Consider the following 25,294-nt stretch of genomic DNA (forward strand, 5'->3'; position numbering starts at 1 on the left):
CATCACGATGCCAAACCAGATACCAAGACCGAAGTCCCGCATGGTTCCAGGCCTGTTGCTTGCCGCAGTGCCATTGGCTCTCGGTGTCAGCAGTCCAGGACTCGCGCAGGAAGCAGATCAGTTCGCCAAGGTCGAAATCAAAGCCGAGCCTCTCGCCGAGGGCGTTGCCGTACTGTTCGGTGCCGGTGGCAATATCGGTGTTTCTTACGGCCCTGACGGGACCATTCTGATCGACGACCAGTTCGCGCCACTGACCGAAAAGATCCGGACTGCGGTGCAGAATCTCGGGGCCGGGCCGGTTGACTATCTGATCAATACCCACTGGCACCATGATCATACTGGCGGCAACGAGAATCTCGGCAAGTCTGACGTGCTGATCATGGCCCACGACCATGTCCGCGACCGCCTGATCACGGGCAATGACAATGTTCCGCCGGCTGCTCCCGAAGCCTTGCCGGTGGTCACTTATCATGACGGGATCAAGCTGCATCTCAACGGTGATGAAGTGCGCGTCCAGCATATGAAACATGCCCATACCGACGGCGACAGCATCGTCTTCTGGAAGAAAGCAAATGTCGTGCACATGGGCGATCTGTTTTTCAACAAGGTGACCTTGCCATTCATTGATCTGAGCAGCGGCGGTAACGCGCGTGGCGTCTTGGCTGCGGCGGAAAAAGTGCTGGCGATGGTCGATGACGATACAAGGATCATCCCCGGTCATGGCCCGATCGCGACCAAGGCTGACCTGCAGGCCTATCGCGATATGATGAATACGGTCATTGCTGCGGTTGCCAAGGCGCAGGGCGAAGGCAAGTCACTGCAACAGGTTCAGGCGATGAAACCGGCAGCGCAATGGGACATCAATCCGGATGCCTTCATCAAGGGCGATGCCTTTGTCGAGGCGGTTTACAAGAGCTTGCAGAGGCCGGTGCATGCGGAGGATCATCCGCACTAGTTAAAGCGTCGCATTGTCGATCTCGTCGCGCAAAGAGGCGATCAGCGGGCCGATTTTGGTCAGCCGTGCTTCTTCTTCATCGATGATTTTGTGAAAGATGGTTTTCTTGAACCCCAGCACCGTCTCGCCCTCCGGCCGCTTGGATTCGGGCAAGGTGGAGAAGATGATGTCGATCATCCGGTCGGCGCCGTGGAGGCGTCCCCAGAGATAGTCATTTTCGCGGTAGGTTCGGCTGAAAAAGGCGCCGAAGTTGTTGAATTCAATGCCCTTCAATGTCACTGCTACGCCTCCCTTGCGGATCGTCTTGGCGTCTTCGGGAGAGATGCGGTCGACCTTGATCGGATCAAATTCGTCCAGCCCCTCGCCCTGAAGGAGAGGCAGGGTGGCGATGTCGTAAAAGGGGAATCCGAGGAAAGCGAGCAGCATCGACCGCTTTTCCGTTTTTGGCACCATCACCAGCGCCTCCGCCAGCTTGGCATCGACAATGGCATCGGCAGCGGTCAGGTCGCGCGCCTTGGCGAGCGCATCCAGCATTGCGCCGGGCCGGGTCTCGGCTTCTTCGGCTATGGCGACAAATTCCTCGCCGAGATATTCGATCGTCTCGCGTTCGATATAGAGCGAGAGGCAATCATAGATCACGTTATGGACTGCTTCCATGGCTTCATAGTCGGCAGGGTCGGCGCGATCGAGGTCTTCGGCAAGCTGGCGTGCCAGAAAGCGAAGCCGGCGCACCCGAAAACCCAGGTCATGGCGGCGGAAGAATTCGGCTGCCAATTTGGTCGGGCCGCCGCTTTTCAGTCCGACATTGTTCAGCCCGAGCCGGCGTATCTCGGCCCACAAGGCGTTACGCAAACCAGGATGGTTGTGGCCGTTGGGATCAACTTTGGTGCGCCGGACCGTATGCGCAATATCCTCGATCACCGTCGCCAGTTTGAGATGGCCATAGGCGCTGTACGAGAAGCCCGAGAGCTTGGCTGCCTTGTCACGCGCCTTGCGTCGCCAGGCGGCCACGCGGGCAGCAGTCGGCCGGTCGAGGAAAAAGGTGCGCCCGAACAGGCCCTCGACATGCTGCTCGACCTCGCCGCGCAGATTTTCGGTGATCAGACGCATCTGGGTGATCCGGTTGGACCGTCCGGCAATTGCATTGAGATTGTCCCGGATCGGCTGTTCGCGGGGGATATTCGAAATCGCGCCAAAAATCGTCGAGAAGAAGCCGGGCAGCGACTCGTTTTCCGCCTCCTGTGCCGCTTGCAGACGTTGCATCGCCCTGTCACTTTTCGCGACATCAAGATCGGGGCGCGGGTCAATATAGACAAAACGCCGATCGACCTGGCGCTTGGCCGGCCGGTTTTTCAGCGCCTCAATCGCTTGGGCAAAGGGAGCGTTGGCGAGCACCGAACCATCGATCAGGACGGTATCTTCTGCCGTTCCGGCGCGATACTGGTTGGGCAGCACGCGCTTCAGAAAGGCGGAGCGTCCTGCCCAGACATATTCATGCTCGGCCAGCAGATCGTCCAGCTCCCGCACCGTGAATGGCGGAAAAGCACCCGGAAAGCTGGCGGTGGCGCGACCGGCAAAGGTCAGCTCTGCGGGGTCGGCAATAGCGCCCCCGCGCTTGCCTCTCGTCGAAAAGCCAATGGTGATGCGATGCTCCATCTCGAGCGCTTCGGGCGGGCTGTGCAACTGCAGTTTTTCGGGATGGCCGACGAAATCGGTTACCGTGACAAACAGGTCAAGCGGCTGGCCCGGCGGGAGCAGGCGTGGTCCGCTCTCGGTTGCCCGGACCGCTGCCAGCGCATCCCAGATCAGGCCGCTGAAGACCTTGCCGCCAAAAGGCGGAGCAAACCAGCGCGCGCGAACAAATCGCGAGAGTTTCATCTTGACCTCTTCGCGGGCTTCTACCGACACGGTCTGTTCCACCGCGCCGCCCTTGCGGCCGAGCGCCATCCACGCAATCGGTTCGGCCCAGAATTTGGAGAAGCGGGAGAGCGGGCGGGCATCGGGGTCGAGCAGCTTGTCGACATCGGCAGTGTCGAGCCACATATCGGTCAGCGGGTCCAGCGACTGACCCGAAAGAATTGCCTGAGACAGGAATATCCCGTTGATACCGCCAGCGCTGGCCCCGGCAATAATGTCGGGCAGCACCCGCAATCGCGTGCCGGTTTCCTGCTCCAGCCATTCGAGAATGTCGTAATAGATGCCGCGGCTGCACTGCTCGACCCGCGTACCATCGTGAAAATCCCGGCTGGCCTGGGCCAGTTTCCAGATTTCCTTGGTGATGCCGTGCATGTAGATGGCCAGACTAACGCCGCCATAGCAGATCAAGGCCAGTCTGAGTTCTTTCTGCCGCATGCGCATTTAACTACAGGATGACGGGGAGGGTGCAAGCGGGAATGCGGTGGTCGAGGGCAGCGGGCTGATATTGTGCGATGTCCCCTAGCTCCTGTGTGTCAAAACCCGCTTTCCTATATCACCGGCGTTCCGCTAAACCAGTTAAAGCGGCCGGCTAAACCCTGCCATACGAACAAGAGTAATCTTGTTGGTGGTCCGGCGCGCGCTTTCGCGGGGCCAGTGCATGTTTCCGCTTGCGGGGTGCGACCCACTTGTAATTTCTGACTCAAAATGACTGGCGTTCCGTATTTGTTCTGCTAGATGAATCGCATGACCAAACCGAAGAAAAAATATGTCTGTCAGAATTGTGGCTCGATCGCGCATCGCTGGGAAGGGCAGTGCGCCGATTGTGGAGAATGGAATTCGCTGGTTGAGGAAGCGGGCGAAACGGTGTTCGCATCCAAACATAATTTACAGAGCGGCGGCCGCGAGGTGCGCCTGGTCGGGCTGGATAGCGAGATCGCGCTGCCGGACCGGAAAAAGACCGGCATTGCCGAATTTGACCGCGCCGTCGGCGGTGGTCTGGTGGCCGGATCGGCGACTCTTATGGGCGGAGATCCGGGGATCGGCAAATCGACGCTGTTGCTGCAGGTTTCTGCACGGCTGGCCGAGGCGGGGCTTTCGGTGGCCTATATTTCGGGCGAGGAAGCAGCGGATCAGGTGCGGTTGCGGGCAAGGCGGCTGGGGCTGGGCAAGGCACCGGTCAAGCTGGCCTCGGCGACATCGGTGCGCGATATTTTGACCACCCTCGGCCGCGATGCGCCGGATTTTGTCGTGATCGATTCGATCCAGACCATGCACAGCGATCTGATTGAGGGTGCGCCGGGGACGGTTAGCCAGGTGCGGGCCTCGGCGCAGGAAATCATCAAATTCGCCAAGGAACATGGCACGATGGTGATGCTCGTCGGTCATGTCACCAAGGACGGTAATATCGCCGGCCCGCGCGTGCTCGAACATATGGTCGATACGGTGATGAGCTTCGAGGGCGAGCGCAGCCACCAATATCGTATTCTCCGCTCGATCAAGAACCGCTTCGGCGGGACCGACGAAATCGGTGTGTTCGCAATGGAAGAAAAAGGCCTCACCGAAGTGGCCAATCCATCCGCCCTTTTCCTGACCGACCGTAGCGAGGAAGTCACCGGAGCGACGGTGTTCCCGGCGATGGAGGGCACCCGGCCGGTGCTGGTGGAAATCCAGGCGCTGACCGTCCGGCTAGCGAGCGGCGCAACCCCGCGGCGGTCTGTGGTCGGATGGGACAGTTCGCGGCTGGCGATGATCTTGGCGGTGCTGGAAGCGCGCTGCGGGCTCAGCTTTTCCGGTGCCGAAGTCTATCTCAATGTCGCGGGCGGTTACCGGCTCACTGATCCTGCTGCCGATCTGGCAGTGGCGGCAGCGCTGATATCTGCCCATGCCGAACGTCCGATGCCCAGTGATGCCGTGATATTCGGCGAAATAGCCCTGTCCGGGGAAATACGCCCGGTCTCGCGCACGCCTCTCCGTCTCAAGGAGGCGTCCAAGCTCGGGTTCGACCGCGCGCTGATACCGGCGTCCGGCGAAAAAAGCAGCGACACTATGAAGAAGCTGCAATTTGCCAAACTCGCCAATCTCGTTGACCATATGCTCGACCGTGACTAGCTAGAGCCCATGACGGGTCTTGATATATTTGTACTGGTTTTGATGGGCGGAGCCGCGGTTCTCGGATTCCTGAGGGGATTCGTTCAGGAAGCACTTTCCCTGCTTGTCTGGATAGTGGTGGTGGTCGGCGTGCGATTTTTGCACACGCCTATTTATGAGCGGCTGATCAGCCCGGTGGGCAGCGAGAGCGGGGCCTCTGTGCTGGCTTTTGTGTCGATCGTCATCGTTATCTATGCGCTGGGCCGCTGGATCGCCAGATCAATCGGCGCCCGATCGCGGAAATCCGTTCTTGGTCCGATCGACCGCGTGCTGGGCTTCGGTTTCGGCATGATCAAGGGGCTGATTGGCGCGACTTTGCTCTATCTGCTGGTGGTTCTTGTCTATGACACAATCTATGGCGCTGACGAACCGCGGCCGGAATGGCTGGCAGAATCCCGGACCTATCCGCTGCTCAATGCAAGTGGCAAAGCGATGGTCGACTTTGTCGAGGAACAGCGGAAGTCGAGCGATGAGCAAGCAGAATCGGACCAATGAGCGGTGCGCTCTATACCCGCGAGATTATGCGTCTCGCGGTGTCGATTCCGCATCAGCACAGGCTGGACAATCCCGACGGCACCGCGGAACTGCGATCCAGAACATGCGGCAGCAGGGTTGCGGCAGATGTGATGGTTACCGATAGCGGTGAACTCAAGGATCTGGGGCTTGAAATAAGCGCCTGCGCGCTGGGTCAGGCATCCGCGGCCATATTGGGCGCACAGGCCATCGGCAAGACAGCCACGGATGTCCGCACTGTGCGGGACAATCTGGCAGCCTTTCTGCAAGGATCAGGCGGGTCTCCCGGTGAATGGCCGGATATGGACAATTTGGCGGCCGCACGGGATCACAAGGGTCGCCATGCGGCGATATTGCTTCCCTATGATGCGGTGATCGCGGCGTTGGCGGATGCCGCTGCCAAGCAACAGGTGGCCTGACCGATGGAAACCGAAACCCATATGGCTGATTTGCTGTTGGGCGGTTTTGTCATGCTTGGCGCAGCGCTGGTGATGGTGCTGGTCTTCCGCCGCTTCGGTATCGGCGCGGTGCTCGGCTATCTGATTGCCGGCATCCTGATCGGTCCGCAGGGTTTCCAGCTGATCAGCAATGCCGGAACCATTCTCGAATTTTCCGAAATCGGGATCATACTGCTGCTGTTCATCGTCGGACTGGAACTCGCCCCGGCCCGGCTGATGCGCCTGCGCCAGGCGATCTTCGGTCTGGGCATGAGTCAGGTCGTGCTATGCGGCATCGCGCTGTTCTTGCTGATCATGGCGACAACCAATTTCACGCTCGCCGCTTCAATTGCCATTGGCCTGCCGCTGGCGCTGTCCTCGACCGCACAGGTGTTACCGATGCTGCAATCGTCGGGCCGCCTCAACACGCCAACTGGTGAAAAAGCCTTTTCGATCCTGCTGTTTCAGGATCTTTCGATCATTCCGCTTCTGACCATTATCGCCGCGCTGTCGCGTGCGCCGCAGGAGAGCGGTGGTCAATCAGGCTGGTTGACTGCAATATATGCCGTTATCGCGATTGGCGGGCTCATCGCCGTTGGCAAATATCTGCTGCAACCCTTGCTGAAAGTGATCGGCAGAATAGCCGAGCGTGAATTGTTCATCGTCGCTGGTCTCGTCGCCGTGTTCGGCGGTGCCGCGCTGATGGAATTTATCGGGCTTTCACCGGCTCTGGGCGCATTTATTGCCGGGGTCATGCTGGCAAACTCTCCCTATCGTCACGAACTCGAAGCCGACATTGATCCGTTCCGATCACTCTTGCTTGGTTTTTTCTTCCTTGCCGTTGGCATGATGCTCGACCTCAATGTGGTGATCGAAAACCCTGCTTTTGTATTGGGCGCGGCGGCGGTGCTGGTCGCGGTCAAAATCGCGATAATCTTCGGGTTGGGCAAGTTGTTCGGCATGGACACCAACCCGGCTCTGGCGATGGGAATGCTGCTCAGCCAGGGTGGTGAGTTTGGCTTTGTGCTGTTCTCCGAGGCTGAAAAAGCGCTTTTGATCGAACCCGAAGCAAGCAGTCTGTTTGGCGCGATCATCACCGTGTCGATGGCGACCACTCCCTTCTTGATGCTGCTCTCGCGCCGGTTCAGCAGCGGCGTGAGCAAAACATCAGCAAACCTGGAAGATCCGGCGAATGCTGATCAGCCGTCGGTCATCGTTGTCGGTCAGGGGCGATTTGGCCAGACGGTCTCGCAAATGTTGCTTGGCGCAAAAATTCCGCTGACGCTGATCGATATCAAGCCCGAGCAGATTGATGCCCACCAGCAATATGGTGCCAAGGTCTTTTACGGTGATGGGACCCGCGTCGATCTTTTGCGTCGCGCGGGAGCACACGAAGCGGATGCGATCGTCTTTTGCATGGACGATCAAGGGTTCGGAGCCGAAAAAGCCCGAGAGATTCTTCGATCATTTCCTGAAACCAAGATGCTCGTCCGCGTTTACGATCGTCGCCAACTGATTGCACTCAAGGGGCTCGGGATTGTCGGGATGAAGCGCGAGCTTTTTGAGTCAGCTATCCATCTAGCCCGCCAAACGATGCACGCAATTGATATTGATGACAGCCTGATTGACGAAGTCGACGACGAATTCCGTCAGCGCGACTGCGACAGGCTGGAAGCGCAAATAAAATCGGGGGGGGATATGTTTGCCGGTGCCGAACTCAGATTCGGAATGGACCTGCCTGACAAATCCTGAGCTGCAATTGCGTCGGATGGTTAGCTTGACTCGTCCAGAAATGCAGCAACGTCGTCCAGTTCAACATCATTGGCCACAAATGTCTGGCCGATGCCGTTGGCGAGCAGGAAAGGTAAGGTTCCGCCACTCATTTTCTTGTCGTGCATCATATGGTCCACCAAGCGCTGACCGGAAGCCTGTACCGATGCTGTAGCCAGGTCATAAGGCAAGTTTACGGCTTTCAAATGCGCTACCACGCGCTGGGCATCCGACGTATCACAGTGACCCCGCCGGACGGAATATTTGAAGGCAAGTGCCATTCCGGCTGCGACGGCTTCCCCATGCACAAGCTTGTTTGAAAATCCTGTTTCCGCTTCCAGCGCATGGCCAAATGTGTGACCCAAATTGAGCAGGGCGCGGCGACCGCTGAGCTCTTTCTCATCTTCGGCGACGATCTGCGCTTTCGCCTGTACGCTATGGATAATCGCTTCGCTGAGAGCCTCGGGATCGCGGTTCAGAATCTTGTTCCCATTCGCCTCGCACCAGGCGAAGAATTCCGCGTCATTGATCAATCCATATTTGATTACCTCAGCATATCCCGCGCGCAATTCCCGGTCAGGCAAGCTGTTCAGGACCAGCGGATCAATCAGCACAAAGAGGGGCTGATGGAAACTGCCGATCAGGTTTTTTCCGACAGAACTGTTGATCGCCGTCTTGCCGCCGACACTGCTGTCGACCTGTGCAAGAAGGCTGGTGGGTATCTGAACAAATCCCAGCCCGCGCTTTACAATCGCAGCAGCAAAACCGGTGAGATCGCCGATTACGCCACCACCAAGCGCGACAAGGATGTCGGAACGCTCAATGCCTTGGGAGAGCAGCCAATCAGTCACAGATTCCACTTGGCCCCAGCTCTTGCTTGCTTCCCCCGCAGGCAGGATTTTCTCGATCACTTTGATACCGCTTCCGGCAAAAGCCTGATGCAGTTTTGGAAGAAAATGCGATCCGGCATTCTCGTCAGTCAGAACAAAAAACCGTCGATTTCTGGTGAATTTCTCAAGATAGTCCGCTGCCAGTTCCAAGGAACCTGGCTGAACCAATATCGGGTAACTGTGCTTGCCTAGTTGAACAGTGATTTGGGTCAACGCTGTAATGCCTCGATAATTTTTTCTACGGTTGTTTCATGGGGTGAATCATTGCCCATGACATGAACATGAGCAGTGGCGTAGACGGGATTTCTCTTGGCTGCCAGATCGGCCAAAATTTTCGCTGGATCACCAGATTTAAGCAACGGCCTTGTGTCACGACGCCCGACACGTTTCACCAACGTATCCAGGTCGGCATCCAGCCAGATTGCAATTGCCTTTTCCAGAATCAGCGCGCGGGTTTCCTCATTCATGAACGCGCCGCCGCCTGTTGCTATGACCTGCTGCTCGCCTTCCATCAGGCGAGCGATAACCCGCCGTTCTCCATCGCGGAAATAATCTTCGCCAAAGCGACTAAAAATCTCTTCGACCGTGAGGCCCGCCGCTCGTTCGATCTCTTCATCGGCATCGACAAAGGAAAGGCCCAGGCGCTTTGCCAAGCGCCGTCCCACTGTGGTTTTTCCGACACCCATCAAACCGACCAGCACGATCGACTGGTCGGGCATATGTCCGGGTTCTTCAACGGAATTTCCCGCTGAATCGTCAAAAGAGGCTTTTATGTTTTTGTCCATTCGGGCAAAGGCTATACAGAGGTTGGCTTGGGGTGCAAATTCCAATGCAGACTATGTTAGTTTTTAACCGTTTGAAAGATTGAGTCATATATATGCCGCGTCAGTTGGTCTATTTGGTTTTGTTTGTCGCGATCTTGATTGGTGCGGCTATCTTCTTGGCTTCGATGGACGTCGAGCAGCCGCTTCAACCGGTTGAAAAACCGGTAATCGGTGGTGATCTGCAATAACATGCGGAGGCTCAAGCATCTTTCTTTTGCCGCAGTGAGCCTTAGCGCGCTTGTGGTGGCGATTCCGGTATTGGGACAGAATTCTCCGGAATCTCTGTTGCCACCAGGATTTGGCGAGCCCGCTCCGTCTCCGAGCCCATCACCCGTCGCCTCTCCCACGCCCTCGCCAACGCCCTCTCCCGTTCCAGCGCGACCGCGCCCCGCTCAATCAAGCGATCCTTCAACAAGGGTTGTTACCGATAAAAATATCCCTGAAATTGACACTGAACTGCCATCGCTGACGTTGGATGAGAATGGGCAGCTGGATTTGAATGCGCTGGATGACGCGCTTCAGCCGCAATATTCTCTGTCCGCAAGTGAAAGGCGATCTACGGCAGAAATCGGCGTTCTTACCCCCGAGTTTAATGGTCTTCCGAAAGACGCATTTGGCGGAGAAGGCGGTCAATATCTAACCAATTTGATCAAGAATTTGAACGGGCCGATCATTTCTCGCTGGGGATCGATATTGCTCCGTCGTACGTTGCTCAGCAAGGTCGGCAGTCCGGAGAATATCAATCCGGCAGATTGGACAGCTGAGCGGGCGTGGCGGTTGCTGCTCATGGGCGAGGCCGATGCTGCTCGCTCACTGGTGCTGAAAGTTGATGGCGGAAATTACACTCCGCGACTCTATGAAGTGGCGATGCAGGCGCATCTGGCAACCGCCGATCCCGCTGGTATTTGTTTTCTTGTAGATGACGGTGCCCGAGTCAGTGATGCTCCGACCTGGAAAATGTTTCGGCCAATATGCGCTTCACTTGCAGGTGAGCAAAGTCGTGCGACCCGTCTGCTACAACAGGCGAGGCGCGATAAGGTCGCCACTGGCATCGATTATTTGCTGGCAGAAAAAACCATTGGTGCCGGCTTCGAGGGTCGTAGAGCCGTTTCCATTCTTTGGGATGATATTGAATATTTCAATAACTGGCGCTTTGGCTTGGGCACGGCTACCGGTGTTGAGCCGCCCGATCGTTTATATGCCCAGGCGGGCCGCCATGTCCAGGGTTGGCGCGCTCGGGCACCCATGCTTTCAAAGGATTCGCGGATGAAAGCGGCTGATATCGCAGCCGCAATTGGCGTGATCTCAAACCAGGCAATGGTCGACCTTTATGCTGCCACATATGATGATCCCGAGGTGAGCGATGATCGGCGGGCTTTGGCGTCGGTATTACGCCAGGCTTACACTGACGATACGGCGGAATCTCGCATTGCGGCCATGCGAAATCTATGGGGACGATCCAGTGGTGCCCTGACAAAATATTCGGCCAAGATATTGACCGCTCGTGCTGCTGCTAAGATTCCACCCGCTGCCGCGCTTGGTGAAAACAGCGCGGAACTCATTGCTTCCATGTTGAGTGCCGGTCTTGACCGTAGCGCGATTCGATGGGCGAAGATTGTGGATCAGGGGAGTCATGGCTGGGCCTTGTTGGCCGTGGCTTCGCCGACAAATAATATTCCTGTTTCATATGCGGCGATGGATGACTTCGCGGATGGCGACAGCAGTCGGGAACAACTCCGCAGCAAATTTTTGCTGGCCGCATTGGCGGGCTTGGGAAGAGCGGATCGACAAGCTGTTGACGATTTCGCGAGTGATTTGGACTTGGATTTAGGCCGTTCCAGCAAATGGACACGGGCTATTCAGTCGGCCTCACGGCGCGGACAGCAAGGAACTGTGGCCTTGCTTGCCGCAGTCGGTATGCAGGGGCGGGATTGGAATGCGATGTCCCCCTTGCACCTTTATCACATCATGCAAAGCCTGAAACGCGTAGGCCTGGAACCCGAAGCGCGCATGATTGCGGCGGAAGCCTTGTCGCGGACATAAGCTTTTGATTGAAGGCTACGAGGTTCATTTGCGCAAGATATGAGTGATGATGCCAATCTGATCGAACGTTTTTTGGAAATGCTGGTAGCCGAAACAGGCGCATCCCAGCATACTTTGTCGGCCTATCGAACCGATTTGGAGCAGGCGTCGGCAATTGTTGGCGGCAAATTGGCAAATGCCGACAGAGAGGTTGTCAAGACACTGCCTTCACATTGGCGAAACTTGCAAAATAGTACAGTGGCTCGCAAATCTTCCAGTTTGAGGCGTTTTTTTGGCTTTCTCGTTGAGGAAGGGTTTCGGAAGAATGACCCCTCTGACGCACTGCCACGTCCGGGTCTGGCCCGTTCGTTGCCCAAGACTCTGACTCACGCGGAAATCGCGACCCTGTTCCGGCTGGTGGCTGAGGGGGTCGATAGCGAACCGGTCAAACCATCCGCTGCAAGGCTGGCAGCAATATTGGAGTTGCTGTACGGCTCGGGACTCAGGGCGAGTGAACTTGTGGGTTTGAGAAGGTCGTCGCTTTCGGGTGACAAGCCATATTTAATAATCAAGGGTAAAGGCGAGAAGGAACGTTTGGTTCCGATTTCTCGACAGGCCCGCGCTGCCATAAGCCGGTGGATCACTTTTATCGATCCAGAGGAAAAATGGCTATTCCCCTCACGAGTGGGTCATATAAGTCGTGTCCGACTCTTTCAGATCATCAAGCAACATGCTGCCAAGGCAGGGATTAACCCCGCGAAAATCAGCCCGCATGTTTTGCGGCATGCATTTGCTACCCATTTGCTGGAAGGTGGAGCAGATCTGCGGGCGTTGCAGACATTGCTGGGGCATAGTGACATCAGCACGACCCAAATCTATACGCATATCGACAGCGCGCGCTTGATCGAACTGGTGAATAGCCGCCATCCGTTGAGCCAAGTTAATCTCGTGCGTTGACGTTTAGCTTGTCCGGTTCTACCTCTTCTTCATGACATCATATCTTGATTTTGAAAAACCAATTGCGGCGCTCGAATCCCGTATTCTCGAACTGAAGAATACGGCGGATGAGGGGCCGCTCGATATCGAAGCGGAAATCGAGAAACTACAGGCCAAATCGGCAAAAATGCTGCACGATACTTATGCGAAACTGACGCCTTGGCAGAAAACGCAAGTTGCCCGTCATCCTGAAAGGCCGCATTTTAAAGATTTCATTGCCGGTCTGTTCGACGAATTCCTGCCGCTGGGCGGTGATCGCAATTTTGGCGATGATCAAGCCATTCTGGGTGGTTTTGCGCGATTGGGAGATCGTCGGTTAATTGTTATCGGGCATGAAAAGGGCGATGATACAGAGAGCCGTTTGCGACATAATTTTGGTATGGGTAAGCCAGAAGGTTACCGCAAGGCCATTCGCCTGATGGATATGGCCGACCGCTTTTCGCTCCCCGTTTTGACCCTGGTTGATACATCGGGGGCTTTCCCGGGTGTGTCTGCTGAAGAACGAGGGCAGGCTGAGGCGATCGCTCGTTCGACCGAAAAATGCCTTTCGCTCGGCGTCCCGATGGTGGCTGTCATCGTCGGGGAAGGCGGATCGGGCGGCGCTGTCGCGCTCGCAGCTGCCGAACGGGTGCTGATGTTTGAGCATGCCGTCTACTCGGTAATCTCGCCGGAGGGCTGCGCTTCTATCCTGTGGCGAACGGGAGACAAGGCTGATGTGGCGGCTGATGCGATGCAGATCACTGCTCAAAATCTTCAAAAACTGGGTGTTATCGATAGGATAATCAAGGAGCCTGTGGGAGGCGCGCACCGCGACCGAGCACTGGCCATTGCCTCGCTGAGCAAGGCGATCGAAGAAGAATTTGACGACTTGCAGAAGCTGGACCGTGAAGCGCTCCGACGACTGCGCCGCGACAAATTCCTTCAGATGGGTGCGCTCTAAACAGCGGATACTAGTGTTTGGCTCGGTCGGAGCGGCTGAAACGTCTTTTTACATTGGGAACCCTTTACCAGATGAGCTGTTCTTATAGACTGCTACAATGAGGAGCTTGATATGAGACAATTTTCGATAAAACTGATGAGTGCTGCCGGAGTAGTCGCTTTGGTCGCCTGTACGGGCAGTGGAGCAGACGCCGGTGCAGTGGATTCGGCAGGCAGCCAGGCCGGCGAAGCTCGTTCGATCTCCGCAGCGGAAAAACAGAAAGGCGCAGAAGCCCATCCCCAATTGCTCGCGGAATTCGGTGGAGCATATACCGGTCCTCAGGTCGCTTATGTTGTAGGGGTTGGCCAGAATATTGCGGTGCAATCGGGTCTCGGGAATGCTCGCAGCGACTTCACAGTAACGCTACTGAATAGCCCCGTGAACAACGCGTTCGCTATTCCGGGCGGATATGTTTATCTCACGCGGCAATTGATGGCGCTGATGAATGACGAAGCGGAAATGGCAGGCGTTCTGGGTCATGAAGTCGGTCATGTGGCTGCAAGACATAGTGAAAAGCGTCAAAAAGCTGCCACGCGCAATAGTATATTGGGTATATTGGGACAAATAGGATCTCAGGTGTTGCTGGGTGACTCGGCTATTGGCCGGATCGGCCAGGAAATTTTTGGCACTGGTAGCCAATTGTTGACGCTGAAATATTCCCGAAAACAGGAATATGAGGCTGACGATCTGGGCATTCGCTATTTGGCTTCGGCAGGCTATGATCCTCAGGCGCTTTCATCAATGTTATATTCTCTGGCTGCGCAATCAGCGATCGACGCTCGAGTGGCGGGGCGTGATGCCCGCAGCGCACCAGAATGGGCAAGCACCCACCCTGATCCTGCACGCAGGGTGTCGCGTGCTGCGTCAAATGCCAGCAAGCTGACTGTATCTGGTGGCGCTCGTAATCGGGACCAGTTTCTGCAAAATCTGGATGGAATTATGTATGGTGATGATCCCAAGCAAGGGGTGATCCAAGGCAATAGCTTTTTGCATCCTGACTTGAAGCTGAAATTCAGCGTTCCGAGCGGATTTGCCATGCAGAACAGCGCTCGTGCGGTTTCGATAGTTGGGTCGGGCGGCCAAGGGCAATTTACGACCGGACCCTATAACGGAAACATGGCAACCTATATCGATGCGGCTTTCAAAAGTCTTGCGGGCGAAGGCAAAACGATTTCCTACGGTTCCATCGAGAGAACAACGGTCAATGGGCTACCGGCATCCTACGCGATGGCGAGAGTCGACAGCAACAATGGTCAGGTAGATGTAACTGTGTTTGCCTATGAATTCTCAAAGAGCAGCGCATTCCATTTCGCCACGATTGCTCCCGCTGGCAGTGCTTCAGTTTTTTCATCTATGTATCGGAGCGTTGATCGGCTTTCGGTAACTGAAGCAGCCGCGATCAAGCCCCGTAAAATTGACGTCGTAACGGTGAAAAGCACGGATACGATTTCAAGCCTGTCTTCGCGCATGGCCTATTCAAATTATCAGCAAGATCGGTTTCTCGTATTGAATAGATTGCGTGCAACTGACGGGTTGCGAGCGGGTCAGAAAGTGAAAATCATAACTTATTGATTATTTTGGGCATAAAAAAAGACGGCAGCCGGAAGGCTGCCGTCCTGATATTCGCTTAACCTCAGCCTTCGTCTGCTGCTGGCTTAGACATCGCGTCGTCGACGTCACCGAAGGTGTTGCTAAGGGTGTTGCCCAGCGAACCCATTGCCACGATAGCGGCAACAGCGATCAGAGCTGCAATCAGGCCATATTCGATAGCCGTTGCGCCTTCTTCATTCTTCAACATTTTACGTACGATTTTCATGTCTGGTCTCCTAGGTTTGACATATTTCACTTACCCAATCGGGCTATGGGCCCGATGTTCTGCAACCTAGAGGAACAACTTTATCCCTGGTCTAAGTGCTATGACCTTTTACGAAGCTTCTGCTACCTGATTGGCAACATCGCCCCATATGTTGGTGGTTTCGTTGGCAACACCGGTGATTGCAACAATCGCTGCAAGCGCGATGAGAGCCAGTACCAAACCATATTCAACAGCTGTCGCACCCTTGTCGGAGCGATATAATTTTTTCAAAAAATCAATCATATCTCTCTCAACGTAGATAAAGTTCTGCTAAGTCGCGAACGAGACTGGTTTCACAGAAATGGATTAACAAAATCCTTACATCACAAAAAAATATGGAAAAAAACCCGACATATCTGTTTGTCGTTGCCGCAGCGCTAATTGACCAAGGTGGCAGAATTCTGGTGCAAAAGCGCCCGAAAGGCAAGCCGATGGCTGACCTCTGGGAGTTTCCAGGGGGCAAGGTCGAAGTGGATGAAACTCCTGAAGCTGCCCTGGTTCGCGAGTTGAACGAAGAATTGCAAATTGGTGTAAAAGAGCAGGATGTCGAACCTTTGGCCTTCGCCAGCGAGCCCATAGAGGGTCAGCATTTGGTCCTGCTTCTATATATGTGTCGCAAATGGACCGGGCATCCTGAAAGTGCGGATTCTTTGGATTTGCGATGGTTGCCTTTGGCGGCCATCCAGGACCTTCCTATGCCACCCGCAGATGGTCCCTTGGTCCAAAGGCTTTCTGACAGACTGCGAAATTCGGCTTAACGCGTCGATTGGCCCTCGCGATGGTTGGAAAGTGTCTTGGCGAGGGATGTCTGGCCGCTTCCCCGACGCGCCGGTTTCGGTTGATCGGGATGTGGTGCCCAAGCACAAAGATATGATATCGTGACTTGTTCCGAGAATTTTCCGTCGGGGCCTCGTTGAGCCAAAAACAGCGATTGAATGGTCCTGTAGATATCCCGACCCATGGGAACGACGCTACCGTTCATGATATTACTACCTCCGACATCTCTTATATCGGCAACCAGACGCTGAAGGTTCGAATATTTTAGGTGCAAATCGTCGCTGTCAGCCACCGGCATGGCCAATCCTGCGCGCGCCATCAGGTCGCCGGCCGTTCGGACATCAATCTGGGGATGAATATGCGCTGAAACCCGGTCGCCTTCGGCTTTCATTACTAGCGATTTGAGAGAAAGAAAACTCTCCGCGCTAATGAAACCGGCCAGTAACAATCCATCAGGAACCAATATCCTCCGGAAGAGAACCAGTGCGCCGGGCAGGTCATTGATCGTGTCGAGAGAGCCTATATCGATGATCAAATCGAAGCTGTGATCAGCGAACGGCAGGCGATCCTCATCACATATCACGCCGTGGAGGGCCTTTGCCACTCGGACGCTGGAATCGGCAAAGACCACCTTCATTCCGCGTTTTTCCAGCTCTTTTCCAAGTCTTGCCGCCGGTAGTCCGATCAATAACGCTCGTCGAAATGTGCGCTTGACGACATCCAGCCGTTCCACGATTTCGTCGGCCATGATCTGCGAGAAAAAATCTTCGCCTTGAGCCCGCGAATAGGCGCGATCGCGAACATTTCGTCTTCGCTTGCGGTTAAAAACTTCGGGAACATTGACTGTATCGGTCATAGGGCCTTGTGGCTTTAGGGGTGCTGGATAAAAAGATCAAATGCCGTTGCCAGCTATGTTGAGACCATTGGTAGATTTCGCCTTACCACCGAGATGTCCGATATGCGGTGTCACAGTGGATGCAGATCATCGCTTCTGTCTCTCTTGCTGGCGGCAGCTTGATTTTCTCGCGAAGCCCTGGTGTGTTGCTTGTGGCCTTCCTTTACCCTTTGATCATTCCGACAATAGCCTTTGCGGAATATGCCTGACGGATCGTCCCATTCACGACGGTGTTCGGGCGGTGGTACGCTATGATGATCGCAGCTCGCTAATCGCGATGCGTCTGAAGTACGGAAGCCGGCTAGGACTGGCCAGACTGATCGCTGAACATATGCAAAAATTTGCCAGTGAATGCTCCGACAATGCAGTAATCGTCCCCGTACCTTTGCATCGTTCGCGTCTTTGGCATCGTGGCTTTAACCAGTCTGTTTTGATTGGCAGAGAACTTGCCCGATGCACCGGCATTGAAATGGATTATAGCGCGATCATCCGTAGTCAGATAACGCCGCCTTTGAGAGGCATGACCAGCAAACAACGATGGAAAACCGTCAATCGGGCATTTGCATGGGGTCCCGGTGCGCAAACAAATATTGCAGGGAAGTCCGTATTGCTGGTGGACGATGTCTATACCAGTGGTTCGACCAGCAATGCTTGCGCCCGGATGCTTAAAAAGGCGGGGGCCGTGAAGGTGTTGGTTTTTTGTTGGGCTCGGGTGATCCGCGATTTCGAAAGTATCTAGTGCCGTCAACTGCTAGCGACGGCTTGATATTCTTCTGTAGACGGGCCATTTGCAGATGGATGATAGAAAGTTCCGAATATGTCTAAAATTGAAGTATATACAAAGTTTACCTGCGGCTTCTGCTTTCGCGCTAAATCCTTGCTTGAAAGCAAAAATGTAAGTTTCGAGGAAACGGATATCACCATGGGCGGGGCAAAACGCGAAGAGATGATCCAGCGATCCGGTGGCAGTACGACCGTTCCTCAAATTTTCATTGATGACCGCCATATTGGAGGCTCCGACGATCTTGCCGCATTGGATCGGTCAGGCGAACTTGATGTGCTCCTGGGAAGGTGATCTGACTTGAAAATAGCGCTTGCCCAAATGTGCAGCGGCATCGATCCCGATAGAAATGCCAAGCAACTCGGTTCGCTTGTCGCTGAAGCCGCAGCTGGCGGAGCAGTGATGATCTTTACACCGGAAATGTCCGGATTGCTCGATCGTGATCGGTCGCGAGCGGCCGGAGTGATCCGGAGTGAAGATGATGATATTGTTTTGTCTACTGCACGATCGGAAGCCAGAAAGGGCGGCATATGGGTGCAGCTTGGATCGCTCGCCATAAAAAATCCCGGAAATTCGAACCAAAAATGGGTCAATCGCTCTTTCCTGATTGGGCCGGACGGAGAAATATCAGCGCGATATGATAAAATTCACCTGTTCGATGTCGACCTGAGTGCTGATGAATCGCCGCGAGAATCCTCAGCTTATTTAGGAGGGCGCCGCGCAGTTGTAGCTGCGATTCCTGGAGCGACGCTGGGTTTGTCGATTTGCTATGATATTCGTTTTCCCGGCTTGTATGAGGCCTTGACCAACGCCGGCGCAGATATTTTGTCCATTCCGGCGGCCTTTACGGTTCCGACCGGAAAGGCCCATTGGGAGATATTGCTGCGGGCGCGGGCAATAGAGGCTGGTGCATTTGTTGTTGCTGCTGGTCAATATGGCAGTCACGAGGATGGCCGTTCCACCTATGGGCATTCGATGGTCGTCGATCCCTGGGGGGAAATATTACTCGACATGGGTGAGGGCGACGGGCTGGCATTCTGCGAGCTGGATCTAACGAAAGTGCAAGAGGTGCGTTCGCGAATTCCCGCAGTTGCCAATCGCAAAGAGTTTGCAGCACCGGTGGACGTGGCATGATCGTTTTTGACTTAATATGCGCGGATGGCGAGCACCGGTTTGAAGGCTGGTTCGGATCCTCAAAAGATTATGAAGAGCAGCTGCATCGCGGGCTGCTGACCTGTCCGGTTTGTGCCGGTACGAATATTGCCAAGGCCGCGATGGCGCCGAGTGTGGGCCGGAAAGGCAATCAACAGGCGGTTGCAGCTAAATCAACGGACAGTCGAGTGGAATCCCACGGTCTTGCGCCAGTGAGTAATAAGATGGCCATGCCTGCGGAATATCAGGAAATGATTGGCAAGCTGGCTAAGGCCCAAGCCAATCTGCTCGTCGATTCCGAATGGGTGGGTGATAAATTTGCGGAGCGAGCTCGCGATATCCATTATGGTGATGAGGATGAAAAATCCATCCATGGTACGGCGACACAGGAAGATGTCGCCGATTTGGTGGACGAGGGCATTGCCGCACTACCGCTGCCTCTACCGGTTATTCCACCCGGAACCAAAAATTGAATTTGGCATGGGCTGTCCAATGTGGTTAGACCCGCCGATAGAATGCGCCCGTAGCTCAGTTGGATAGAGCATCAGATTCCTAATCTGGGGGCCACAGGTTCGAATCCTGTCGGGCGCACCAAATATTCACAAAATTGGCTTAAAGCCTTGCAACCGGTTGCAAGTGGATGCTCTATTTCTCGACATTGCTACTAATTGTGCTACTAATCAGACGTCGAAAGGGAACTTATGCGCCGAGTGTCGGGAGTTGACTATCTTTATAAGCGAGGGGGTAGCTACGTCGTTCGGATGCAAGTGCCCGCTCATTTAAAACGAGCAATTGGCAAAGGAGAATTGCAAAAAGTCATTGGCAGAGACCTGCTGATAGCAAAGAAAAAAAGCCATACTGTAATCGCAGATATGATGCTTGAAATTGAAGCGGCAAAAGCAAGGGCACGATCTGAGCCTGCTTTCCCAAAATCTTCTTCAGAGTTAGACGAGTATGACATTCGGGTGGCACTTTATAATCGATATGTGGTCAGATCCGACAGCGTAGAGCGTGAAGTAGTTTCTAGCCTAGGCGAAATGGATGATACGGTCGAGAACCGACAGGGGGTGATCGGCGCACTAATTCAGGATTGTCTTCGGATGATATCCAACCGCGATTGGGGCCCAGTTAAGCTAACAGCTGATTGGTTTTGCAAACATCAACAGTGGAGCATTGCAAGCGATCATCCGCTTTTTTGGAAGCTATGCGAAGGAATAGTTCGATCACGACTGCAAGCTTATCGGAATGAGCAACACCGGTTGGGTGGATTTTTTGATCAACAGAGCGGCGTTGATCCTTGGTTTGGAGAAAATCCGCCAAAACGATATGATAATACTAAAACTCTCGGGTCGCTGATCGACCTCTATTTTGAGAGGATGAGGAGGATCGGGAAATGGTCTCCATCTACTGAAAAAAATTATGTGATCCTCACGAGAGTTCTGGAGGGGTTATGTGGGCGAGAGACACCACTAATCAAAATTGATCAAAATTTTTGTTTTGATTTGCGCGACAAAATATTGTTGCTTCCTCCGAACATGTCAAAACAAAAGGCGACACGAGGAAAGACCGTCCGGGAGGTAGTCGCTCTCTCGGAACGTCTGAAGTTGGAACGCATAAAACCGGCAACAGCAAATTCGCATTTAAACAAATGGGGAGCAATTGTCCGGTTCGGTCAAAATGAAGGGTTGATTTCAGGCAATCCGATGTTGGATGTGGAAATTGTTGATCCGGTCAGTCCCGACAAAAAGCGTGATCCATTTAGTAAAAAACATCTATTGCGGATATTTTCGCTGCCAGCGTGGTCGGACCCGGATACCATTGGGAAATTGTTACCGTCACATTTTTGGGTCCCCTTGCTTGCATTGTATACCGGTGCTCGCAAAAGTGAAATTTGTGGATTGGAGACTAATGAGATAACGACGGACTTCGGTGTCTCCATGGTTCAGATCAACAATAAAGCCATTAGGCCATTGAAGGGTACCTTCGACCGCAGGATACCTATCCACAACGATTTGATCAAAATCGGGTTTTTAGATTTTGTCGAAAGTGTCCGCTTGTCAAGACAATCGCTAATGTTCCCAGATACTCAGCCGACAAAAGTATACGAAATGAACCAGTGGGGTAGAGCTTTGGGCAATTGGTTTGCGCGCCAAATCAAACCACTCGAGCTGGAGGGTACAAATCTCAGTTTCCATAGTTTCAGACATACGTTTGAAGATGCGTTGAGAGAAGCTGGTTTCCATGGAGATGCGATTGGAAATTATCTGACTGGACGATGGATGCCGGGCGTTTCAAAAAATTATGGTTCGTCGTTTACTTCACGTAAATTGGTTGAAACGATGCAGTGTATCGAGTTTCCAAATGTTTTTGACCTTCCAGCAAACGCGGATTTTAGCTAAACGTCTAGATCTTATATTTGTTTCTAAGAACTTGAAATTCTTTCGAACCAATTGAGTGTCCAACTAGCCAACCGATTAAGTGTTTGGCTATCTCTTCGGACTGGCGATTGCAACGCTGGGCCAGAGCCAAGATGACTGTTTCTGCATTGTCCCATCGCGTTTTAGTAAAACTGGTAATGACCTCGCTTGCAAATCTAAATCGTTGATAATCCTCACAAGGTTCATCGATCAGTGCGTCAATTATGTTGGCTGCAACTCCGAGATTGTTAGGCAGATCAGCTTGCTTTCCTCCGATGGCCCCAAGCATCTTTTTTAGTTCGGCGGTTACCATAAATTTATCTGATCTGAGTTTATAAAGAAAACAATTCACATCCAATGAAATAAATTCAAATCCGATATTAGTCATCTGGCAGAGAGCTTCACAATATTCCTGATCTGTTATTTTCTTCCAGTCCCGGGCAGCCATCAAGATAGGTTGTAACCAAAACCCTTGCAGTTGAAAGCTGTGTTCGCTCCAAGTGCGAAATCCGAAGTCATCAGATAACAAGGGGAGCTGAGCGCCATTTGCTGCGATTGCGGGAGCGCAAACATCCGTTCCCACCAAATCAATTATGGCTCTGGCCTCTCCAAAAATCTCTTCTTGAGGCAAGCACTCAACAATTTCTACGTTGCCTCTCATCCATTTAAGCTCACCGGCTCGGTGCGTGATAACTTCTTGCCAGTGCTCATCAGTCGTTTCCGTCAAAACTAATTTTCCGTTTCGATATGACAGTGATCCTGGCTGTCTACCGAGGGCTTGTTTGGCTTCGATCAGCCGTTTTGCAAAAAGGTCAAAAGTCGTTTGTGGGGTGTAGAGAGGGCCGCAAACTGCGGTAACCGCTTTTGACAAGTTTAGCTTATGAATTACTGACAGTGTGATAGGATCTACTACGATGCCTGTTTTCTCTAATTTTTTGGCTGCTTCTAATGCATTTTCACGCTCTGGCCGAAGTCCTCTACAAACCTTGAACGGGATACCTTCGTTCGGAACACCTATTGCACAGTCAATCTCATCTTTGCCCAACATAGAAGCCAGGAAGCTCATTGGGACATTATTATCTCGGTAGAATTCTAACATCGACGTATCTCGTTCGACGCCTTGCTTGGTAACTTCTCTTATTTCTGCGAAAGGATCATCCGAAGTCTCATCGAAGGAAAAGCGCATCATCCCATTTGAATTGGGGAACCGTGTGTTGAAATCTTCAACTGATTGATGGAACGTATCGAGAAAAACACTTTTAACCTCAACAATTCTGATGTTCTCTTCTCTCAAGCCTTTGTTGATCACGACAATATCGTCTACTTTCTTGCCCAAAAGTTCTTTTGTCAATTGATCGTTAGTACCAAGCCATTCATCGCCAAATGCCATGGGGCGTTGCTCTTCAATTCTATATTTTTTTTCACCGCTATCGGTTGCCAACTTTATCGTGGTGTTTAATCCGATTTTTGTTGGTCGAAGGCTTAATCCTTCCATGTCGTTGTTAGCGATAAAAATGCCCTGAAAAATCATATGACATGAGCTATCGTGCCAATTTTCTAATAGTAGAGAATATGCTGCTTTAACTCCTTGTTCAGCTTGGCCAAAATGAGTGGCTGCCTGCAAAAACTCCATCTTGCTGACCGGGCTTCCTTCCAACATGTCAAAATCTGTATTTTGCAGATCGCGTCGTATGTTCGCTTCAAAGCCGTCTCGTTGCCAAAGGCCAATTCGAGCTAAACGCATTTCGGCATCGTTAGGGAAGTCTTTAAGAAAGCCTCCCATGTGCTGCACGGTTTTCGGATCACCGACCCTTTGTGCCAAAATAATCTGGCTACGTCTTACCCATCTCTGCTCTTTTAAAACGGCTGGCATTTTGTCAAACAAGGAGGTTGCAGATCTCAACATATTGCCATTTAGCGATGCGGCAATGCATTGGAAAAGCGCTCCATTGTCATGATCTGACGCCACTCGTTCAGAAAGAAGACTGACGACCAAGTCATATTGCTCAAGTTTGAATGCTTCGTTCGCAGCATCTCTAATGACTGAAAAAGTTGTGTCTCCGTCTATTTTTTCGCTAACATCCGAGATCAGTTTATGAGCAGTCTTTAGTTCACCTGATAGCCTACAAACTCGTGCATGAAAAACCAGTGCGACGATGCTTGAACTATTTTCCTCAGCATATTTCGCGAAATACTTTATTGCTTCATCAAGTTTTTTCCGTTCGCGAAAAATACCATATTTAACGGAAAGGAAATTGTGGACTTTGCCCGGTTCAGATTGGGGCGGCACATATCCTTCAATAAGTGCTTCTGCTTCGTCCAATAAACCAGCATCTACTTTAGCCGCTGACAAAACCAGTGTTGCGGTGTCAGAAATTTCTTTATCTTCCAACAGTTCGATTGCTTGCTGAAAATTCCCTTCTTCAAGGTGGCAGCTTGCAAGTTGCTCACGTGAAGCACAATCGTCCGGATTGTGTCGAAATCCGATTTCTAAACATGACAAAACTTCCGATGTGTTATCGATCAACCTATAGGCAAGAGCGGCATTATGCGCCAAGGCTGATGGTACATAGCCTTCTATGCTATCTAAAAATTTGACTTGCTCACCCAAAATACTGGCTGCCTCAAAAATCAATGAGAAATCAATAGCGGAACTGATTTCTCCAGCGATGTATGCAGGAGCATCCGTGATCACTTCGTCTATAATAGCTTCGGCGCAATAGCGTTTGGCAAACTTGCTATCCGGATATTTGGATTTTGCTAACTTCGCTAGATTTCGCCATTCGATGTTCTTGTTTTCTCTCGCAATCTGTGTTTTGAGTGTTGCGATAGCTATTGAATTAATCACTTCATCTTTGATGTCGCAAAACGGATCATCCAAGCCGACCGCATATCGAGCCTGGACTAAGGTATCAGTTGCGATCCGATCATTTGGTTCAGCAAGTAGAATTTCCTCGGCAACTTGAATTGCAGTTTCAGGATCACCGCAAATTAACAATCCAATTGAACGATTTCGATTGGCATTTTTGTGTTCGGGGCATTCGGAAAAAGCTTTTAATAGAAGCCTTCCGCCTTCTTCAAAGAACTCTCGATTAAGAAGGATGTTGGCTTTTACCACCAACATTCTATACTTTTCGCTACTGCTTGCTCCTTCCCATTCGTTACTGATGAGTTTTTCAATTTGTCGTTCAGCTGGTAAAATTTCTTCGTCTTCAATAAGCGATTGGATTGCAGATATTTTTCCATGCAAAACAGTGCTATCATCCAGTTCATTCGTTACTTGTGCGCCATTTTGGCCAGTATTAGTTGATTTGATTGAGGTCGATTGAATTAGTTCCTGAAGTGCATCGATCTGGCTTCCCATCACTTTAATGTCAGCGGACAATGTTGGATGATAGGCTGGGTCAAACTCTTTGATTGCCCTATCATAGCCCGACACAAGTTCTTCGATGCGCTCCCAGCCCCACACATGCACTGAAAACCCGATGTTTGCTTCGGTCAATTCATTGGCAATTTTCTGTATATTCTTGTCTCTTGGTGCAGTAGTTGCGAGAATAAACTCGGATAGCTTAGGTTTGAAATTTTGCGCCTTTTCGACCTCTGCCCTTAGTTCTTTTTCAGTGACCTGAGTTTCCCATTTTTTCTTACACTGTATGCCGATCCATAACTTGCCGTTTCGGCGACCGAAAATATCTACGCCAGCCTGGGATTGTCCCTGTCTTCCATTCCCTTCGGCATGAGGATCGTTGAGCCATTCTTGCGCAAGAACAGTGATTTTTCTCTCAAAGTCATCCCAATCTTTGGGTTTTGTTAGATGAGTGGAGGAAGAAACCATAACGCGAATGTTCACTAAATGTTTGCAGATTGAAAGGGCAAAGTTTTAAACAATGCCAAATTACATTTTTTGTGCTTTTGATGAAATGCACCTCTGAGAAGATGTGAAAGTCGTAACTAGTAGGTTATTCG

Annotated in this window: 23 protein-coding genes and 1 tRNA gene; 17 read left to right on the plus strand and 7 right to left on the minus strand. The window is 52.5% G+C overall.

Annotation, left to right across the window (positions count from 1 at the left end; genetic code table 11):
• Nucleotides 1–7 precede the first annotated feature (7 nt).
• Nucleotides 8–955 (plus strand): MBL fold metallo-hydrolase, encoded by a 948-nt coding sequence (locus ACN0WX_RS08670; protein ID WP_417621916.1) that lies wholly within the window; start codon nt 8–10, stop codon nt 953–955.
• Here the strand turns inward: ACN0WX_RS08670 and ACN0WX_RS08675 are convergent, their stop codons facing one another.
• A complete protein-coding gene (locus tag ACN0WX_RS08675; RefSeq protein ID WP_417621917.1) occupies nt 956–3,307 on the minus strand; it encodes a patatin-like protein in 2,352 nt (783 codons plus the stop codon).
• A 309-nt stretch (nt 3,308–3,616) separates the two neighbouring features.
• Between ACN0WX_RS08675 and radA the strand changes: the two genes are divergently transcribed.
• From radA to ACN0WX_RS08695, 4 genes are read left to right on the plus strand one after another with little or no spacing between them, the layout of a single operon-like run.
• A complete protein-coding gene (gene radA, locus ACN0WX_RS08680; protein WP_417621918.1) occupies nt 3,617–4,981 on the plus strand; it encodes a DNA repair protein RadA in 1,365 nt (454 codons plus the stop codon).
• A gap of 9 nt (nt 4,982–4,990) precedes the next feature.
• Nucleotides 4,991–5,515 (plus strand): CvpA family protein, encoded by a 525-nt coding sequence (locus tag ACN0WX_RS08685; protein ID WP_417621919.1) that lies wholly within the window; start codon nt 4,991–4,993, stop codon nt 5,513–5,515.
• Nucleotides 5,512–5,952, plus strand: coding sequence for an iron-sulfur cluster assembly scaffold protein (locus ACN0WX_RS08690; protein WP_417621920.1), 441 nt, complete (start codon nt 5,512–5,514; stop codon nt 5,950–5,952). Before ACN0WX_RS08685 ends, ACN0WX_RS08690 begins: the two co-directional genes overlap by 4 nt.
• Before the next feature lie 21 nt (nt 5,953–5,973).
• On the plus strand, nt 5,974–7,722 hold the full coding sequence (locus ACN0WX_RS08695) for a monovalent cation:proton antiporter-2 (CPA2) family protein (RefSeq protein WP_417621921.1): 1,749 nt from the start codon (nt 5,974–5,976) through the stop codon (nt 7,720–7,722).
• A 20-nt stretch (nt 7,723–7,742) separates the two neighbouring features.
• On the opposite strand, the gene aroB is transcribed toward ACN0WX_RS08695, so the two are convergent.
• The gene (gene aroB, locus ACN0WX_RS08700; protein WP_417621922.1) at nt 7,743–8,843 is read right to left on the minus strand and encodes a 3-dehydroquinate synthase; all 1,101 of its coding nucleotides are present in this window, start codon (nt 8,841–8,843) and stop codon (nt 7,743–7,745) included.
• A complete protein-coding gene (locus tag ACN0WX_RS08705; RefSeq protein WP_417622430.1) occupies nt 8,840–9,349 on the minus strand; it encodes a shikimate kinase in 510 nt (169 codons plus the stop codon). Before ACN0WX_RS08705 ends, aroB begins: the two co-directional genes overlap by 4 nt.
• Nucleotides 9,350–9,507: 158 nt before the next feature.
• Here ACN0WX_RS08705 and ACN0WX_RS08710 point away from each other — a divergent pair, with 158 nt between their 5' ends.
• The 5 genes from ACN0WX_RS08710 (at nt 9,508) to ACN0WX_RS08730 (ending at nt 15,023) form a co-directional block, all read left to right on the plus strand.
• A complete protein-coding gene (locus tag ACN0WX_RS08710; RefSeq protein ID WP_417621923.1) occupies nt 9,508–9,642 on the plus strand; it encodes a hypothetical protein in 135 nt (44 codons plus the stop codon).
• Nucleotides 9,629–11,497: a hypothetical protein gene (locus ACN0WX_RS08715; protein WP_417621924.1), complete on the plus strand. Its 1,869-nt coding sequence runs from the start codon at nt 9,629–9,631 to the stop codon at nt 11,495–11,497. Before ACN0WX_RS08710 ends, ACN0WX_RS08715 begins: the two co-directional genes overlap by 14 nt.
• A 39-nt stretch (nt 11,498–11,536) precedes the next feature.
• Nucleotides 11,537–12,433 (plus strand): tyrosine recombinase, encoded by an 897-nt coding sequence (locus tag ACN0WX_RS08720; RefSeq protein WP_417621925.1) that lies wholly within the window; start codon nt 11,537–11,539, stop codon nt 12,431–12,433.
• Between the two features lie 31 nt (nt 12,434–12,464).
• Nucleotides 12,465–13,412: an acetyl-CoA carboxylase carboxyltransferase subunit alpha gene (locus tag ACN0WX_RS08725; protein ID WP_417621926.1), complete on the plus strand. Its 948-nt coding sequence runs from the start codon at nt 12,465–12,467 to the stop codon at nt 13,410–13,412.
• Between the two features lie 111 nt (nt 13,413–13,523).
• Nucleotides 13,524–15,023, plus strand: a complete 1,500-nt coding sequence (locus ACN0WX_RS08730; protein ID WP_417621927.1) for a M48 family metalloprotease — start codon at nt 13,524–13,526, stop codon at nt 15,021–15,023.
• A 61-nt stretch (nt 15,024–15,084) separates the two neighbouring features.
• Here ACN0WX_RS08730 and ACN0WX_RS08735 read toward each other — a convergent pair whose 3' ends face one another.
• Nucleotides 15,085–15,267 (minus strand): Flp family type IVb pilin, encoded by a 183-nt coding sequence (locus tag ACN0WX_RS08735; RefSeq protein ID WP_417621928.1) that lies wholly within the window; start codon nt 15,265–15,267, stop codon nt 15,085–15,087.
• A gap of 108 nt (nt 15,268–15,375) precedes the next feature.
• On the minus strand, nt 15,376–15,549 hold the full coding sequence (locus tag ACN0WX_RS08740) for a Flp family type IVb pilin (protein ID WP_417621929.1): 174 nt from the start codon (nt 15,547–15,549) through the stop codon (nt 15,376–15,378).
• Nucleotides 15,550–15,641: 92 nt separating this feature from the next.
• On the opposite strand from ACN0WX_RS08740, the gene ACN0WX_RS08745 reads away from it, so the two are divergent.
• On the plus strand, nt 15,642–16,064 hold the full coding sequence (locus tag ACN0WX_RS08745) for a (deoxy)nucleoside triphosphate pyrophosphohydrolase (protein WP_417621930.1): 423 nt from the start codon (nt 15,642–15,644) through the stop codon (nt 16,062–16,064).
• On the opposite strand, the gene ACN0WX_RS08750 is transcribed toward ACN0WX_RS08745, so the two are convergent.
• Nucleotides 16,061–16,939, minus strand: coding sequence for a class I SAM-dependent methyltransferase (locus ACN0WX_RS08750; protein ID WP_417621931.1), 879 nt, complete (start codon nt 16,937–16,939; stop codon nt 16,061–16,063). The two genes, ACN0WX_RS08745 and ACN0WX_RS08750, sit on opposite strands and share 4 nt — an antisense overlap.
• 55 nt (nt 16,940–16,994) lie before the next feature.
• Here ACN0WX_RS08750 and ACN0WX_RS08755 point away from each other — a divergent pair, with 55 nt between their 5' ends.
• The 6 genes from ACN0WX_RS08755 to ACN0WX_RS08780 all read left to right on the plus strand — a co-directional run bounded on the left by ACN0WX_RS08755 (nt 16,995) and on the right by ACN0WX_RS08780 (nt 21,310).
• The gene (locus ACN0WX_RS08755; protein ID WP_417622431.1) at nt 16,995–17,717 is read left to right on the plus strand and encodes a ComF family protein; all 723 of its coding nucleotides are present in this window, start codon (nt 16,995–16,997) and stop codon (nt 17,715–17,717) included.
• A 78-nt stretch (nt 17,718–17,795) separates the two neighbouring features.
• On the plus strand, nt 17,796–18,053 hold the full coding sequence (gene grxC / locus ACN0WX_RS08760; RefSeq protein WP_417621932.1) for a glutaredoxin 3: 258 nt from the start codon (nt 17,796–17,798) through the stop codon (nt 18,051–18,053).
• Nucleotides 18,054–18,059: 6 nt separating this feature from the next.
• Entirely contained in the window at nt 18,060–18,893 is an 834-nt protein-coding gene (locus tag ACN0WX_RS08765; protein ID WP_417621933.1) for a carbon-nitrogen hydrolase family protein, read from the plus strand.
• Complete coding sequence (locus tag ACN0WX_RS08770) at nt 18,890–19,384, plus strand: DUF1178 family protein (protein WP_417621934.1); 495 nt, start codon at nt 18,890–18,892, stop codon at nt 19,382–19,384. Before ACN0WX_RS08765 ends, ACN0WX_RS08770 begins: the two co-directional genes overlap by 4 nt.
• 44 nt (nt 19,385–19,428) lie before the next feature.
• A tRNA-Arg gene (locus ACN0WX_RS08775) sits at nt 19,429–19,505 on the plus strand.
• A 116-nt stretch (nt 19,506–19,621) separates the two neighbouring features.
• Nucleotides 19,622–21,310, plus strand: a complete 1,689-nt coding sequence (locus ACN0WX_RS08780; protein ID WP_417621935.1) for a tyrosine-type recombinase/integrase — start codon at nt 19,622–19,624, stop codon at nt 21,308–21,310.
• A 4-nt stretch (nt 21,311–21,314) separates the two neighbouring features.
• Here the strand turns inward: ACN0WX_RS08780 and ACN0WX_RS08785 are convergent, their stop codons facing one another.
• On the minus strand, nt 21,315–25,178 hold the full coding sequence (locus tag ACN0WX_RS08785) for a tetratricopeptide repeat protein (protein WP_417621936.1): 3,864 nt from the start codon (nt 25,176–25,178) through the stop codon (nt 21,315–21,317).
• Nucleotides 25,179–25,294 lie beyond the last annotated feature (116 nt).

The organism is Parasphingorhabdus sp., from assembly GCF_048269915.1.
Lineage (GTDB): Bacteria > Pseudomonadota > Alphaproteobacteria > Sphingomonadales > Sphingomonadaceae > Parasphingorhabdus.

What these genes read in the sequence shown, in the direction of transcription:
- ACN0WX_RS08770 (WP_417621934.1), top strand. Translation starts at nt 18,890, where the DNA reads ATGATCGTTTTTGACTTAATATGCGCGGATGGCGAGCACCGGTTTGAA.
- ACN0WX_RS08740 (WP_417621929.1), bottom strand. Translation starts at nt 15,549, where the DNA reads ATGATTGATTTTTTGAAAAAATTATATCGCTCCGACAAGGGTGCGACA.
- ACN0WX_RS08730 (WP_417621927.1), top strand. Translation starts at nt 13,524, where the DNA reads ATGAGACAATTTTCGATAAAACTGATGAGTGCTGCCGGAGTAGTCGCT.
- ACN0WX_RS08675 (WP_417621917.1), bottom strand. Translation starts at nt 3,307, where the DNA reads ATGCGGCAGAAAGAACTCAGACTGGCCTTGATCTGCTATGGCGGCGTT.
- ACN0WX_RS08745 (WP_417621930.1), top strand. Translation starts at nt 15,642, where the DNA reads ATGGAAAAAAACCCGACATATCTGTTTGTCGTTGCCGCAGCGCTAATT.
- ACN0WX_RS08705 (WP_417622430.1), bottom strand. Translation starts at nt 9,349, where the DNA reads ATGCCCGACCAGTCGATCGTGCTGGTCGGTTTGATGGGTGTCGGAAAA.
- ACN0WX_RS08690 (WP_417621920.1), top strand. Translation starts at nt 5,512, where the DNA reads ATGAGCGGTGCGCTCTATACCCGCGAGATTATGCGTCTCGCGGTGTCG.
- ACN0WX_RS08695 (WP_417621921.1), top strand. Translation starts at nt 5,974, where the DNA reads ATGGCTGATTTGCTGTTGGGCGGTTTTGTCATGCTTGGCGCAGCGCTG.
- ACN0WX_RS08735 (WP_417621928.1), bottom strand. Translation starts at nt 15,267, where the DNA reads ATGAAAATCGTACGTAAAATGTTGAAGAATGAAGAAGGCGCAACGGCT.
- ACN0WX_RS08685 (WP_417621919.1), top strand. Translation starts at nt 4,991, where the DNA reads ATGACGGGTCTTGATATATTTGTACTGGTTTTGATGGGCGGAGCCGCG.
- radA (WP_417621918.1), top strand. Translation starts at nt 3,617, where the DNA reads ATGACCAAACCGAAGAAAAAATATGTCTGTCAGAATTGTGGCTCGATC.
- ACN0WX_RS08750 (WP_417621931.1), bottom strand. Translation starts at nt 16,939, where the DNA reads ATGACCGATACAGTCAATGTTCCCGAAGTTTTTAACCGCAAGCGAAGA.
- ACN0WX_RS08710 (WP_417621923.1), top strand. Translation starts at nt 9,508, where the DNA reads ATGCCGCGTCAGTTGGTCTATTTGGTTTTGTTTGTCGCGATCTTGATT.
- ACN0WX_RS08670 (WP_417621916.1), top strand. Translation starts at nt 8, where the DNA reads ATGCCAAACCAGATACCAAGACCGAAGTCCCGCATGGTTCCAGGCCTG.
- ACN0WX_RS08720 (WP_417621925.1), top strand. Translation starts at nt 11,537, where the DNA reads ATGAGTGATGATGCCAATCTGATCGAACGTTTTTTGGAAATGCTGGTA.
- grxC (WP_417621932.1), top strand. Translation starts at nt 17,796, where the DNA reads ATGTCTAAAATTGAAGTATATACAAAGTTTACCTGCGGCTTCTGCTTT.
- ACN0WX_RS08755 (WP_417622431.1), top strand. Translation starts at nt 16,995, where the DNA reads ATGTTGAGACCATTGGTAGATTTCGCCTTACCACCGAGATGTCCGATA.
- ACN0WX_RS08725 (WP_417621926.1), top strand. Translation starts at nt 12,465, where the DNA reads ATGACATCATATCTTGATTTTGAAAAACCAATTGCGGCGCTCGAATCC.